This is a genomic window from Mesorhizobium sp. LSHC420B00 (assembly GCF_000503055.1).
Taxonomy (GTDB): domain Bacteria; phylum Pseudomonadota; class Alphaproteobacteria; order Rhizobiales; family Rhizobiaceae; genus Mesorhizobium.
Genome location: NZ_AYVY01000022.1, coordinates 160,887 through 174,129, shown reverse-complemented (window position 1 = coordinate 174,129; position 13,243 = coordinate 160,887). Strand labels below are relative to the sequence as shown.

12 protein-coding genes and 2 pseudogenes are annotated in these 13,243 nt (G+C 63.4%); 11 read left to right on the top strand and 3 right to left on the bottom strand.

Features of this window, described 5'->3' with window-relative positions:
- A pseudogene (locus X760_RS77315) lies at positions 1-390 on the top strand (hypothetical protein); the annotation flags it as partial.
- 143 nt (positions 391-533) lie between these two features.
- On the opposite strand, the gene X760_RS0139010 reads toward X760_RS77315, so the two are convergent.
- Positions 534-866 (bottom strand): hypothetical protein, encoded by a 333-nt coding sequence (locus X760_RS0139010; protein WP_023721299.1) that lies wholly within the window; start codon positions 864-866, stop codon positions 534-536.
- 274 nt (positions 867-1,140) lie between these two features.
- Here X760_RS0139010 and X760_RS65185 point away from each other — a divergent pair, with 274 nt between their 5' ends.
- The 10 genes from X760_RS65185 to X760_RS65140 all read left to right on the top strand — a co-directional run bounded on the left by X760_RS65185 (position 1,141) and on the right by X760_RS65140 (position 9,955).
- Positions 1,141-1,395, top strand: coding sequence for a hypothetical protein (locus X760_RS65185; RefSeq protein ID WP_023721298.1), 255 nt, complete (start codon positions 1,141-1,143; stop codon positions 1,393-1,395).
- Positions 1,396-1,561: 166 nt separating this feature from the next.
- Positions 1,562-2,287: a GntR family transcriptional regulator gene (locus tag X760_RS65180; RefSeq protein ID WP_023721297.1), complete on the top strand. Its 726-nt coding sequence runs from the start codon at positions 1,562-1,564 to the stop codon at positions 2,285-2,287.
- A gap of 3 nt (positions 2,288-2,290) precedes the next feature.
- A complete protein-coding gene (locus X760_RS65175) occupies positions 2,291-3,331 on the top strand; it encodes an ADP-ribosylglycohydrolase family protein (RefSeq protein WP_023721296.1) in 1,041 nt (346 codons plus the stop codon).
- Positions 3,328-4,302, top strand: coding sequence for a PfkB family carbohydrate kinase (locus X760_RS65170; RefSeq protein WP_023721295.1), 975 nt, complete (start codon positions 3,328-3,330; stop codon positions 4,300-4,302). Before X760_RS65175 ends, X760_RS65170 begins: the two co-directional genes overlap by 4 nt.
- Positions 4,303-4,355: 53 nt before the next feature.
- Positions 4,356-5,417, top strand: a complete 1,062-nt coding sequence (locus X760_RS65165) for an ABC transporter substrate-binding protein (protein ID WP_023721294.1) — start codon at positions 4,356-4,358, stop codon at positions 5,415-5,417.
- 66 nt (positions 5,418-5,483) lie between these two features.
- Positions 5,484-6,353, top strand: coding sequence for an ABC transporter permease (locus tag X760_RS65160; RefSeq protein WP_023721293.1), 870 nt, complete (start codon positions 5,484-5,486; stop codon positions 6,351-6,353).
- Positions 6,353-7,141 carry an ABC transporter permease gene (locus tag X760_RS65155; RefSeq protein WP_031194613.1) on the top strand — a complete coding sequence of 263 codons (789 nt, stop codon included), beginning with the start codon at positions 6,353-6,355 and terminating at the stop codon, positions 7,139-7,141. Before X760_RS65160 ends, X760_RS65155 begins: the two co-directional genes overlap by 1 nt.
- Positions 7,141-8,208, top strand: coding sequence for an ABC transporter ATP-binding protein (locus X760_RS65150; protein ID WP_023721291.1), 1,068 nt, complete (start codon positions 7,141-7,143; stop codon positions 8,206-8,208). Before X760_RS65155 ends, X760_RS65150 begins: the two co-directional genes overlap by 1 nt.
- Positions 8,209-8,288: 80 nt before the next feature.
- Positions 8,289-9,536 (top strand): aconitase X, encoded by a 1,248-nt coding sequence (locus tag X760_RS65145; protein ID WP_023721290.1) that lies wholly within the window; start codon positions 8,289-8,291, stop codon positions 9,534-9,536.
- Complete coding sequence (locus X760_RS65140; protein WP_023721289.1) at positions 9,533-9,955, top strand: DUF126 domain-containing protein; 423 nt, start codon at positions 9,533-9,535, stop codon at positions 9,953-9,955. Before X760_RS65145 ends, X760_RS65140 begins: the two co-directional genes overlap by 4 nt.
- On the opposite strand, the pseudogene X760_RS65135 reads toward X760_RS65140, so the two are convergent.
- Positions 9,952-10,661, bottom strand: a pseudogene (locus X760_RS65135) (siderophore-interacting protein). The gene X760_RS65140 and the pseudogene X760_RS65135 sit on opposite strands and share 4 nt — an antisense overlap.
- A gap of 374 nt (positions 10,662-11,035) precedes the next feature.
- Entirely contained in the window at positions 11,036-13,168 is a 2,133-nt protein-coding gene (locus X760_RS65130; RefSeq protein WP_031194611.1) for a TonB-dependent hemoglobin/transferrin/lactoferrin family receptor, read from the bottom strand.
- Between the last annotated feature and the right edge of the window lie 75 nt (positions 13,169-13,243).

The following is a 13,243-nucleotide window of genomic DNA, read 5'->3' as shown; positions in this document are numbered from 1 at the left end:
GCGGGCGCGTCGGTCGCGGGCAGAAGCGGCATCAACGCCGGTGCCGGCGCCACGATCGGCGGTTCCGGTGGCATTGCCGCCGGCGCCGGGGTAGGTATCGGCAGCGGCGTCAGGGCCGGCGCGGGGGTCGGGATCGGCAGCGGCATCAATGTCGGCGCCGGTGTCGGGATCGGCGGTGGTACCAATTCGAGCAATCCGTCCAACCCGGGCAGCCCGTCCAATCCCAACAATCCCAACAATCCCAGCAATCCCAACTTACCCCAGGTCGTCGCCGACATGTCGAGCGACAAGTTGGCCAGGATGAAGAGGCGCTGCGTCGACGTGCTCAGCAGCGAAGGCACTTATGACAGCGATTTGCGCCAGTTGTGCCTGCTGATCGCGCGCCGCTAGGGCGAATACATGGGAATGAAATGTCCGACCGGCCGAGAGGCCTTCGTCCACCAAACCTCCATCAGTCCAAAGCCCGCCATTATGGCGGGCTTTTTGCCGAGCACGTGGCGGCAGCATGACGGGGGCTCACAAGAGCACGCGCCTCAATGCGTTTGACGGCCAAAATCCGGCGAAACGGTCACCCCGCCCTCCAAGGCGTCCCGACCCAGCGCGGGACTGCTTTGCATCGGTTCGGGGCACGCGAACTCCGCCAGATCGGTTTCCGCGAAGCCGTCGAACTCGATAGCTGCGCCTTGGAGCTGGGCTGCTTGCATGACGAGCCATTCGATGTCTTCGCGCGCAACATTCTCGGCAAGGTTCTGCAGTCGCGCGGCTTCGGCGACAGCAGTCAGATTGATGGCAATCCCGGACCGCAATGTAGCTCGGACTCGGGAACTGACGTCTTCGTGCAGGCGAACCGAAAATCCGTAGCGCATGGAAAACCTTCCTTTCGGGAGCGGTTTGTCCCTCGTGTTCTACCATGCGCCCAGGGTCCGCGATTGGCAAGCGAAAATCATCAAAAATCGTGTTGTGCCAAGTAGTTAGCGTATTTTGTTGATTGCCCATTTGATGCTTAATCCGCTTCATCGGACTTCTGCACGGATCATGCATCTGGAGGTCTTGACGTACTCTGCCAATATACCTAACTCTACAAAGAATTAGGAACATACTAACTCAGCTAATTTTAGCCTGGTATGGCTGGAGGCCGAGATGTCCGAACTGGAACGCCCGGAACGATTGCAGATCATGCTGACCGTCGATGAACTGGCGGCATTGGAGAACTGGCGCTTCGACAAGCGCATGCCGAGCCGGTCGGCTGCGGTACGCGAACTTTTGAGGCGAGGCCTCACAGCCGATGGCTTCCTGACGGCGGCGCATGGGACCAAGTCGCGCGACTTCGGCATTCTGCCGCATTCTGCCGATGGTGACGGGGCAGCCGAGGGGTCTTCCAGCAGCGAACAGTGAATCTCCAGCGACCCCGTTCGCCCGCCGCACCTCGCTGGCCTTCACGGCCGCTGGGTATCATCAAGCAGCTTGGTTTATCTGTGTGGCCCCTCCGCCGTCGGTTGACAGAGCTGGCGTTGCAGATACATTGCACAGGACTATACAGGTGCAATGAACAGGTATGCCTATGGTCCGCCGCGTGGTCCCATCGTCTCCCGGTACGGGCAAGCCCGAACAGATCGCCACGGTTCTCGAACATGAAATCCGCTCCGGTGTTCTGGGCTTCGGCGACCGGTTGCAAAGCGAGAACGAGCTCGTCCAGCGTTTCTCCGTCAGCCGCAACACCGTTCGCAAGGGCCTCGAGGAACTGTCCAGCCGCGGGCTGATCACCACCAAGGTGGGCATCGGCTCTTTCGTCACCTTCGATGGCAAGCCCGTCGATGACTCAATCGGTTGGTCGCGGGCGCTCGCCAACGCCGGCGCAAATGCCGAGACGCGGACGCTGCGGCTCGAGGTGATCGAGGACCCTGATCTTGCCGCACTGCTTGGTATAGAAAACCCGTTTTTCATCGCTGTCGATCGGGTGCGCACCAATGCCAGCGACGGCCACGCTATCTCCATTGAGCGCAGCCGCCTGCCATTGTCACCCGAACTGGAGGACGTGCCGTTACGCGGTCTGCGCGAAGGCTCGCTCCACCAGACGCTCCGCGGCGCCGGTCTCATTCCAGACCATGGCGAGGAATGGGTCGGCATCGAAATGCTCAACCCAGAGGACGCCGCAATCCTCGGCTGCCCGCAAGGCACGCCGTTCCTGCGCGGTTGCCGCTTGACCCGCGCCGCCGATGACCGGCCGATCGAATATGTGACCAGCCTGCTCAACCCGGCGCATTTTGCGCTGCATATGAGGTTCTGAGTGATGCCGGACGACACCGGGAACATAACCGATCGGGCCATGGGAGCGCTTGTGGGCGGGGCACTGGGAGATGCGCTGGGAATGCCGACGCAGCTTTTGTCGCCGGCGCGGATTGCCGAACTCTACGGTCATGTCGAGGACTTCATTGCTCCTTTCGCCGACCATCCGGTGTCGAAGGGACTCCCGGCCGGGACGATCACCGACGACACAGAACAGGCGCTTCTGCTTGGCCGTATCCTGGTCGAATCCGGTAACCGGTTCGACCATGCGCGGTGGGTCAACGCGCTGCTCGACTGGGAACGCGATGTCAAGGCGCGCGGCAGCTACGATCTGCTGGGACCATCAACCAAACGCGCCATCGACGCCATCAATAACGGTATGCCAGCCGAGGAAGCGGGACGCAGCGGCGACACAAATGGTGCAGCCATGCGCATCGCGCCAGTCGGCATCATGATGCCGCCAGAGCCGCTTGACGCACTGGTCGGCAAAGTGGCCGAAACTTGCAGGGCGACGCACAACACGTCAATCGCAATCGCTTCGGCCGCAGCGGTCGCTGCCGCCATCAGTCGCGGCATCGCTGGCGGTGACTGGCGCGCCGCTTCCGACAGAGCCATCGCCGGGGCGAGGCACGGGGCAACGCTCGGCTATTGGGTGACCGGCGGTGACATCGCCGCGCGCATTGGGTGGGCGCAGAAGCTCGTACGCGGCAAGGAGACGAGCGACGCGATCCGGCTGATCACCGATTTGGTCGGCACCGGCGTCGCCAGTCAGGAGTCCGTTCCGGCTGCATTCGCGGTGCTGGAAGTCGCCGGCGGCGATCCCTGGCAAGCGGCAGTCATCAGCGCCAATCTCGGTGGCGACACCGACACGATCGGCGCCATCGCGGCCGGCATGGCCGGTGCCTGCACCGGCTTTTCCCGATTGCCACAAAAACACATCGCCCGGATCAAAGGCCTAGACATTGGGCGGGTGCGCGCGCTCGCCGCCGACTTGGTCGCCCTGCGGACGGCGAAGAGCAGGTCCGGCAAGGATGCGGCAGCATGAGCGGGCGTCTCGTCCACATCGGCAGCGCGGTAGTCGACTATGTCTACCGCATCGATGCCTTGCCGGCACCGGGCACGGAGAAGACCGCATCGAGCTTTGCACAAGTCGCCGGCGGCGGCTTCAACATGATGGTCGCGGCCAGCCGCACCGGCATGAAGGTGGTGTTCGGCGGCCAGCTCGGCAGCGGACCCAATGGCGACTTCCTGCGCGCGGCCTTAGCCACGGAGGGGATCGAGACACTGACGCCGGCATCGCCGGTTCTGGACAGTGGCAATTGCGTCGCCATGATCTCGAGCGATGCCGAGCGCACCTTCGTCTCGTGGCCTGGTGCAGAGAGTTTGCTCAGCCTTGACATAATGGCGCTCATTTCGGTCGCACCGGGCGACTGGGTGTTCACCTCCGGCTATACGGTTAGCTATCCGGGAAGCCGAGAGGCGCTTGTCGACTGGATCGAGGTGCTGCCGGCGGAAATTCCTTTGGTCTTCGATCCGACGCCGATCATTTCAGACATTCCGCGCACCATTCTCGACCGGGTGCTGGCGCGCACGAGCTGGCTGAGCTGCAACGCCGCCGAAGCGGCTGAGATCGCCGGCACCGGCGATGTCGAGGCTATTGCTGCCCGGCTGCTGGCCAGCCACTGCCCCAACGCGGCAGGCGTGGTCGTCCGCGCTGGCGCAAAAGGCTGCTTCGTGCGGCTGGCCGACGGCACCGCCCAAGATGTGCCCGGGTTCAAGGTCGCGGCGGTAGACACCAACGGCGCCGGCGACACTCATATCGGCGCCTTCGTCAGCGCGCTCTCGCACGGCGTGTCGCCGTTCGAAGCGGCGCGTTACGCCAATGCGGCGGCGGCGCTCTCGGTCACCCGCCATGGCGGGTCGACGGCGCCGAACGACCAAGAGATCCAGCGATTCCTCAGCCATGACGATCGACCGACGACCGTGCATGGCCGGAAACAAGAGGCCCATTTCTGACAGCCTAATGGGATAACAAGCCCGCCAACCGGGCAACAATGAGAGGAACGAACATGCGCATGCCCAAACTGACTGCTTTTCTGACGGCAACCGCTGTCTTCGCTTCGGCGCTTACGCTGGCCGCCAGGGCCGACGAGGTGCACGTACTCAACTGGAAGGGCTATGGCGCCGACGAGCCCTGGGCCATAGCCGCCTTCGAAAAGGCAACCGGCAACAAGGTCGTCAACGACTTCTTCAATTCCGAACAGGAAATGCTGACCAAGCTCAGGACCAATCCCGGCCTTTACGATGTCGTCATGATCAATGCCGCCTTCAACGATCAGGCGATGGCGGAAAAGCTCATTCAGCCGATCGACACGTCCAAGCTGCCGAACTATGCCGACATCAGCAAGGACAAGGCCGGATCATCGATGCTTGTCCATGACGGCAAGGTCTATGGGGTGCCGTGGGTTTGGGGGCTGACGGCGCTCGCCATCAACGACAAGTCATTCGACAAGCCGCCGACCAGCATCGCCGAAATGTGGGATCCCGCCCACAAGGGCCGCGTTACCATCCGTGACGATGCCGTCGAGGCCGTGCAGTTCGGCGCCATCGCTACCGGCCAGAACATCAACGACGTCAAGGACATGGAGGCGGTCAAGGCGAAGCTGACCTCGCTGATGCCGCAGATCAAGACGTTCTGGAGCTCGGAGAACGACTGGAACCAGATGGTTGCCTCCAACCAGATCGACATCGGCACCTATTGGAGCGGCTCGGCCGACCGCGCCAAGACGCATTTCAAGCTGCCGGTCTCGCTGGTCATTCCCCAGGAGGGTGCTGTCGCCTGGCTCGACGCCTTCTCCATTCCGGTCGGTTCCAAGAATGTCGCCGGCGCCGAGGCCTTCATCAACTACATGATCGACCCAAAGTTCTATGTCGAATGGGTCACCAAGGTCGGCGCGCCGGTGTCGGCCAACACCAAGGCGGTCGAAGCGCTGCCAGAGAGTTCCTTCAACCGCAAGGTGATGGGCGACCCGGCTGTCGCCAAGCGCATCCAGTTCCAGGCGCCGATTACTGACGCGCAGCGCGAGACCTATCTGGCGCTCTGGCAGCAGCTCAAGGTCGACGTGAAGTAACAGCAGAAGCCGCGATCAGCCGACCATCAACGTCGGCTGATCCTTCCTATCCTGGGAGGAGATGTCATGGCAGTACAGATCGCAGCCGCGTCGCGCAGCGGGCTGAGATCGGCCTTGCCGCTACTGGCGCCTGCCTATCTCTGGCTGACGGTTGCAATTTTCCTGCCGCTCTCGGCCATGGTCTTCTTCTCCTTCATGACCGACCTGCCGCGATCGGGAAAGCCGTGGGCATTCACGCTCGAAAACTATGCCGCCTTCTTTTCACAAAGCCTTTACCTGACATTGCTGGTGGCCTCGCTGCGCCTCGGCCTCGAGGTGACGCTGTGGTGCATCGTCATCGGTTATCCCGCCGCTTACGTGCTGGCCAAGGTGCTGAAAGGCCGCAGCCGCGAGGCGATTTTCCTGCTCGTCATCCTGCCGTTCTGGTCGAACGGGCTGGTGCGCATCTTCTCGTGGGCGATGGTGCTGCGTGAAGGGGGCATTCTCGACACAGCGCTCAACGCCGTGCTGCCGTTCAAGATCAACATTGATCTCATGTATTCCTATCCGGCCGTCATCATCGGGCTGGTGCACTCCTACGTGCCTTACATGGTGCTGACCTGCTATCTGACCCTGCAGGCCATCGATGACTCGCTGATCGAGGCTGGGCGCTCGCTCGGCGCCTCGCGGCTGCAGGTGCTGAAGCGGGTCATCATTCCGCTGTCGATGCCGGGGCTAGTGGCGGGCGCAGTACTCATCTTCGTGCCGGTCGTTGGCTCGTTCATGGAACCGCGCATCCTCGGCGGCCGCACCGGCACCTTCTACGGCACTGTCATCGAGGACCAGTTCGTTGCCGTGTTCAACTGGCCGCTGGGTGCCGCACTGTCCTTCATCCTGCTGGCTGTGGTGCTGGTCATCCTGGCGGTTACTTCGCCGGTGCTGCGGAGGGCCGCTTAGTGGCGACGACCCGAATCCTGGAATGGCTCGGCCGGGTCTACATTCTGATGCTGCTCGCCTTCCTGTACCTGCCCATCATCATCATGGCGCTGATGTCATTCAACGTCTCGCCCTTTTACCAACTGCCGTTCGAGTGGACGACGGAATGGTATGCCTCGCTCTGGCAGAACAATCAGCTGATCGCGGCCACGCGAAACAGCGTCGAGATCGCCGTCATCACTACCATCATCTGCACCGCGCTCGGCACCGCGGCGTCGCTAGGGCTCTATCGCTACGACTTCCGCGGTAAGAAATTCCTGCAGGCGCTGCTGTTTCCGCCGATCGCCATACCGTGGCTGATCACTGGCACGGCGATGCTGATTTTCTTTTTCGGCGTTGGCATCGGCCGCGGGCTGCATGCCATCCTGCTCGGCCACGTGGCGTTGGCGCTGCCCTATGTCATCGTCGTCGTCTCGGCCCGGCTGCAGACATTTGCGCCAGAGCTCGAAGAGGCGGCGCGCTCGCTCGGCGCCAATCAATGGCAGGTGACGAACCGCGTCACGCTGCCCTGGATCATGCCGGGCGTCATTGCCGGCGGGCTGTTCGCCTTCGCCGTGTCCTTCGACCAGTTCGTCGTCTCCTACTTTCTGTCGACGCCCGGCCAAACGACGCTGCCGGTCGAAATCTACGCGGCGATCCGCAAGGGTTTCACGCCCGAGATCAATGCTGTCTCGACGATCATCATTGTTGTGTCGATGGCGCTGATGCTGCTGACGGCGCGCTTCTTCAAATTCGGCGGAGAGAAATAATGGCGGGCGTGCAGGTATCGAATGTGTCGCGCAGTTTTGGCGCGCACAAGGCGCTGGACGATGTCTCGATCGATTTCGCCGACGGCGGCTTCTACGCCCTGCTCGGTCCCTCCGGCAGCGGCAAGACCACGCTGCTGCGCCAGATCGCAGGCTTCGACTTTCCCGACTCTGGTCGCATCTCCATAGGCGGCGAAAGTGTTGAGCGGGTGCCGGTGGAGAAGCGGCGCATCGGCATGGTGTTCCAGAACTACGCGCTCTTTCCCAATATGAGCGTCTCCGACAATGTCGCCTTCGGACTGTCGGTGCGCGGCGAGCCCAAGGCGGTGATTGCCAGCGAGGTGCAGCGCGCACTCGACCTCGTGCAACTCGGCACGCTCGGTGGTCGCCGGCCGCACCAGCTCTCCGGCGGCCAGCGCCAACGGGTGGCGCTCGCTCGCGCGATCGTCACCACGCCGCGCGTGCTTCTCCTCGACGAGCCGCTCGGCGCGCTCGACAAGGCGCTGCGCGTGGACATGCAAATCGAATTGAAGCGTATTCAGCGCGAGATCGGCATCACCACGATCTTCGTCACCCACGACCAGGAAGAAGCGCTGACGATGAGCGACCGCATCGGCATTCTGCGCGATGGCAAGCTGGTGCAGGAAGGCCCGCCCGAGGAGATCTACGATCGGCCGAAGAGTGAGTTTGCCGCCACCTTCCTGGGCGACGCGAACATCCTTCGCGGCAACGCCACTGGTACGGGCATCCGGCTGCCTGACGGAACGGGGATTGCCGCAAGCGCGGGGGTTACGCTTGTCGCCGGCATGAAGGCGAGCTGCGCCGTGCGGCCCGAACGAATCCGCATCGCCACCAATGCCGGCGTTCCGGACCGAGCCCATGCCAACATACTCACGGGGCGGGTCTCCAAGCGTATCTTCGCCGGCAACAACAGCACATATTTTGTCGATCGCGATGGCCAGACAATCAAGGTCATCGTGCAGAACACCGGCATCGAAAAGCTGGCGGAAGGACAACAGGTGGTGCTGCGCTGGTCGTCCGAGAGTACGGTGCTGATCGACGCGAGCTAGCAGATCCAATCCTTCAGTCTTGCCAGGCGGTCGGCAATCGGGGAAAGCATGGTCGGGCAAACTCCGAAGCGGAATGCTCGATGCCCCTTGAATTGAATGCGGGCGACCAGTCGATGCTGCATGGCGAGCAAGGCTCGGCAGCGGCTGCCGCCATGAAGATCCTGGTCGCCTTCGCGAAGGCGGTCGACGCGCGCAAATTGCTGGACATTGCCGGTGCCCATATCGACGGCTGCCTCTATCACGGCCAGGCCAGCCTCGATTTCGTCGAAAGGCTGATCGAGGGCGGCGGCCGCGTTCGAGTGCCAACGACGCTGAATGTCGGCTCGTTCGATCTGATGCATCCTGGACTGGTGAAGATGACAGCCGCGGAAGAAGTGCCGGCGCGCCGTCTGATGAAGGCGCATCTGGAACTCGGCTGCCAGGCGACTTTCACCTGCGCGCCCTATCAGACGCGGTTTCGGCCAGGGTTTGGCGAGCAGATTGCCTGGGGTGAATCCAACGCCATCGTCTTTGCCAATTCGGTGATCGGTGCGCGGACCAACCGCTATGGCGATTTTATCGATTTGTGCTGCGCAATCACCGGGCGCGCGCCAGCCTGGGGGTTGCACCTGATCGAAAACCGGCGTGGCCAGGTACTGTTCGAGCTGACTGGCGGCCTCGAGCCTACCGACGCCCTGTTTGTCGGCGTCGGGCTGATCGTCGGGCAAAGGAGTGGCGACCGCATTCCGGTGATATCGGGCCTGCCGCCGCCGCGCGACGAGGACCAACTGAAGGCGCTGGGGGCGGCGGCGGCAACGACGGGCGCGGTGGCGCTATTTCATGCCGTCGGCATCACACCGGAGGCGAAGACCCGCGATGAGGCGTTGCACGGCCTGGTGCCGGAGCAAAAAATCCGTATCAGCTGCGCCGACATCGACCATGCTCTGGCCAGGCTATCGAGCGTCCCCGACGGTGTGCTGCTTGCCGCCGTCTCGTTAGGCACGCCGCATTTCTCCTACGAGGAATGGATGCGCCTGTTGCCGTTGCTGCGCGAGGTCGCGCCGGGCAGAGGCGTTCCGATCTATGTCAACACAGGGCGTGCCACCCTGGCGCGGCTGCAGGACGAAGGCGCACTGGCCGGCATGGGAGCATTCGGCCTCGTTCCGGTCGCCGACACCTGCACTTACGTCACCACGATCATCGAGCGGCTCGACGGTGTGGTGATGACCAATTCGGGCAAATGGGCGCATTACGCACCTGGCAATATCGGTGTCTCGGTGGCCTTCGGTGACATGGAGGACTGCGTCCGCTCGGCTGCTGCCGGCCGCGTCGTGCGAGGCGCGCCATGAGGGGGCCGGACAGAACAGGTACATTCCACCTTGCCGGCTCGGCACAAGGCCCGGCGCTGGTGCTTTCGCAGGCGCTCAGCTTCTGGGGCGGAATCGACGTCGAAACGGGCGACATCATCGACCATTCGCACCCGAACCTCGGCGGCAACATCGCCGGCAAGATCCTGGTGATGCCGAGCGGGCGGGGGTCGTCGTCCTCGTCTTCGGTTCTGGCCGAAGCGATCCGCAGGGGCACGGCGCCGGCCGGCATTATCCTGGAGCGGCCGGACCCGATCCTTGCCGTCGGCGCCATCGTTGCCGAATTCCTCTATGAAATCAGCATGCCGCTGGTCGTCTGCGAGATATCAGGCATTGTCTCCGGCGACCGGATCGCAATCGATCTGGGCGAAGATGCCCAAGCGATGGTGAGCAAGATCTAGCCGGCCATCAGTCCCGCCGCGCCCCGCCGCCAGTAGGCTGCCGCCAATGTTTCGTTGCGGCCGAGCGTCAGCGTGCCACGCCAGTGTTCGCGCACGGTCCTGGCGGCGGCTGCTTCGGCCGCGAACCAGCCGAATGCCGAACCGGTCGGCCATGCGACCGACCGGATGGCGCGCGCCAGCCTGTCGTCGAGCCCGGCCGGCACGCTATTTCTCGGCAGCCAATGCAGCTCGATACCGGTCTTGTTGTCGATGGCCTGCCGTTCGCCGTCGTCGGCGATCTCTATGAGGCCACGCCTTTGGTCTCGGCGGGCAGCGTCTCCAGCATGCGGGCCAGCGCCGGCAGGCCGGTTTCGTCGGCGCCCATGAGATACCATGATGCCGGTCGTACCGGACGGCCGACCGGCCCCATGATGCCGATCTTCATGCCAGGCGCCGCCTGCATGGCCCAGCAGGCGCCGACGCTGTCGCCGGGATGGATGAGGAAGTCGACGTCGATGATGCCGTTTTCGACGTCGAGGGCTCGAATGGTATAGACGCGCGCTACCGGGCGCCTGTCGTCCGAGGGCCAGGCCGGCAAGCCATTGCTGCCAAGCACGGGCCAGAGCGGATCGGGGACATCCCTGGTCGGGAACAGCATGCGGATATGCATGCCGCCGAATTTTGCGAAGCGCGTCAAATCCTCGCCGGCGAAGCGGATGCGGCGCATATGCGGGGTCAGGTCGCCGACCTGGGTGACGACCATCTCACGGAACTGCGCAAGTCGGGTTTCTTCGGCGAGATCGCCGGTCCAGACGATCTCGGGTTTTTCTTCCTTGGCATAGACTTCGACAGCGGTAGCCAGCAGGTCCTTGATGCGGGCCAGCCCATCGCGGTCGGCGGCGTTGGCCCGCATCACCAGCCGCTCCATGTCAAGGGACGCGTCGCCGAAGGCGAAGCGGAAGTCGAGCCGCTGCCCCTCGCGCGAGGCATCGGCATCGAAGCTTTGCAGCCTGTCGCTGATGCGGTCGATGTAATGCGGCAGGTTGCGCAGGTTCAAGCGCGCTTCGCAGGCCAGTCCGCTCGCTGATGCTTGCCTCATTCTCAACCTCCGATCCTGCCTGTGAGCGCCACCTTGAAGGTGCGGCCCTTGCCCTGTTCCGTTGCCGCCGTCGTCGACCAGGCGCTTTGCGGGTCGGTGTAGGCGGTGTTGAAGACGTTATCGACGCCGAAATCGAGCTTGGCATGGTCATTGATGCGCCAGTTGGCAAAGACGTTGACCAGGTCGAAGCCTTCATCGACCACGGGCGGCGCGTCGGGGTTGGTGCGGCTTGTCCGGGTGATCTTGCCGACGCTGAGATATTGCGCACCGACGGTGAACTGGTCCTCCAGCATGCGGAAACCGACGGTCGCCGAGAAGCGGTCGAGCGGCGTGTTGTTCAGCGCCTGGCCGGAGTAAACGCCGCTGACGACCTTGGCGTCGATCAGGGCGCCGGCGAGGTTCACGAAACCCCAGCCATAGTCGTAGACGGCCTCGGCCTCGATGCCCTTCAGCCGTGCGTCGCCGATGTTGATCGCCGTGCGCGGCAACACAGTGAGGTCGACGTCGATATAATCTTCGACGGCGGTGTGGAAGACGTTGACCTTGGCACGAAACAGGTCACCCGCGGCCAGCACATCGTCATATCTAAGATTGATCCCGGCTTCCCAGTTCTTCGCCGTTTCGGGCTGCAGAAGCAGGTTGGGCTGGTAGCTGTCGCCGCCGCCATGCGCGCCGCCGCCGCGGTAGACGTCCTGCAGGCCCGGCGCCCGGTAGCCTTCCGAATAGGTGCCGTAAAGCTGGAAACCTTCCAATGGCGTTAACCCGACGGTGAGGCGCGGCGACCAGCGGTCGCCGGAAATCGAGGCTTCCGCCGGCGGCACGGTCTTTGTCTCACCGTCGAGTTGATAGCCGTCATAGCGCATGGCGGCGATGAGCTGCAGCCAGTTCTCATAGTCGCCCTGCCATTGCAGGAAGCCACCATAGCCCTGCTGTTCGCCGGCGCCGAAATGCGCGGCGTCCGACGAAGCCTTCAGATAGTAGTAATCGAGGCCGTAGGTGAGGGTGTGAGCGATCTCCCAGGCATCGAAGCGTGAGGAGTTCTTCAGGTTGAAGCCGCTCGTGGCGACGTCGTAGTAGCGGAAGTTGCCGATCGCCGTTGCCGGCCAGACCTGCGTCTGCTCGGCGCGCGTGCGGTTGTGGTAGGCGTTGACACTGAGGTCGACCAGCTCGTTGTCGTCCGGCCTCCACGTATAGCCAGCCGTGTAGGTCTGGTTGGTCGTGTCGGTGTCGTAGCGGCTCAGCGTCGGCGAGGTCGAGCCGCTCGATCCGGTGACCTGGTCGCTGTAGCGCTGAAGGATCGCGCCGAGCTTGAGCTCGTGGCCGTCGGCGGGCCGCAGCGTCGCCTTCACATAGCCGCTGGTGATGCTCTCTCCGGTCCATGGCACGGTGTCGCCATTGCCATCGGTGTAGCTGTCGCGGTCGCGGTAAATGACGTTGCCGATGATGTCGGCGTCGTCGCTGAAACGGTAGGCACCGGTGGTGCTGGTGGTGAAGCCGTCGCCATTACCCTCATAGCCCAGCTTTTCGCTCAGCGCCCAGCGTTCCTCCTGCTTGAGGAAATCGCCGGCATCCCTGGTTTCGAAGGAGACGACGCCGCCGATGCCGCCCGAACCATAGGCATTCGAGACCGGGCCGCGAATGACGGTCGCTTCCTTGATCAGTTCCGGCTCGACATAGAATGAGCCCGAGCCGTGGCCGACGCGCCAGTAATCCTGGCGGGCGCCGTCGAGCGTCACCACCACGCGGCCATATTGTTCGAGGCCGCGAATGTTGATGGCGGTCGCCGGATCGTCGCCGTTCATCGAGGCGGCAACGCCGGGCGTGGTGCGGAACATGTCGGCGGCGGTGTCTGGCTGGATGCGTTCGAGTTCTTCCTGATCGACGGCGCTGATGGCGGCCATCGATTCGATGATCGCCGTCTTGATCATCGTCGCCGAGATGGTGATCAGGTCGAGCACGGTCGGCTCGTTCTGCCCAGTTCTAGTCTGTTGGGGGACCTTGACCGGCCGGTCGGCCTTGGCGGCGGCGCCTTTCTTCTCCGGCTCCTGCGCGGCGGCTAGTGGCGCGGCACACAGGCCGAGCGCGAAGGCGAGCGCGGTGCTCGCGATCAAGGTCTTGTTGCTTGTCAGTTTCATGCGTGCAGCCCCCGGAAAAGCAAAGATTGCTGGCGGCGGCCGTTGGCCCTGGCTGGCATGATGGAGAAGCCTCGA

What these genes read in the sequence shown, in the direction of transcription:
- X760_RS65165 (WP_023721294.1), top strand. Translation starts at nt 4,356, where the DNA reads ATGCGCATGCCCAAACTGACTGCTTTTCTGACGGCAACCGCTGTCTTC.
- X760_RS65170 (WP_023721295.1), top strand. Translation starts at nt 3,328, where the DNA reads ATGAGCGGGCGTCTCGTCCACATCGGCAGCGCGGTAGTCGACTATGTC.
- X760_RS65175 (WP_023721296.1), top strand. Translation starts at nt 2,291, where the DNA reads ATGCCGGACGACACCGGGAACATAACCGATCGGGCCATGGGAGCGCTT.
- X760_RS65180 (WP_023721297.1), top strand. Translation starts at nt 1,562, where the DNA reads ATGGTCCGCCGCGTGGTCCCATCGTCTCCCGGTACGGGCAAGCCCGAA.
- X760_RS65130 (WP_031194611.1), bottom strand. Translation starts at nt 13,168, where the DNA reads ATGAAACTGACAAGCAACAAGACCTTGATCGCGAGCACCGCGCTCGCC.
- X760_RS0139010 (WP_023721299.1), bottom strand. Translation starts at nt 866, where the DNA reads ATGCGCTACGGATTTTCGGTTCGCCTGCACGAAGACGTCAGTTCCCGA.
- X760_RS65160 (WP_023721293.1), top strand. Translation starts at nt 5,484, where the DNA reads ATGGCAGTACAGATCGCAGCCGCGTCGCGCAGCGGGCTGAGATCGGCC.
- X760_RS65185 (WP_023721298.1), top strand. Translation starts at nt 1,141, where the DNA reads ATGTCCGAACTGGAACGCCCGGAACGATTGCAGATCATGCTGACCGTC.
- X760_RS65140 (WP_023721289.1), top strand. Translation starts at nt 9,533, where the DNA reads ATGAGGGGGCCGGACAGAACAGGTACATTCCACCTTGCCGGCTCGGCA.
- X760_RS65145 (WP_023721290.1), top strand. Translation starts at nt 8,289, where the DNA reads ATGCCCCTTGAATTGAATGCGGGCGACCAGTCGATGCTGCATGGCGAG.
- X760_RS65150 (WP_023721291.1), top strand. Translation starts at nt 7,141, where the DNA reads ATGGCGGGCGTGCAGGTATCGAATGTGTCGCGCAGTTTTGGCGCGCAC.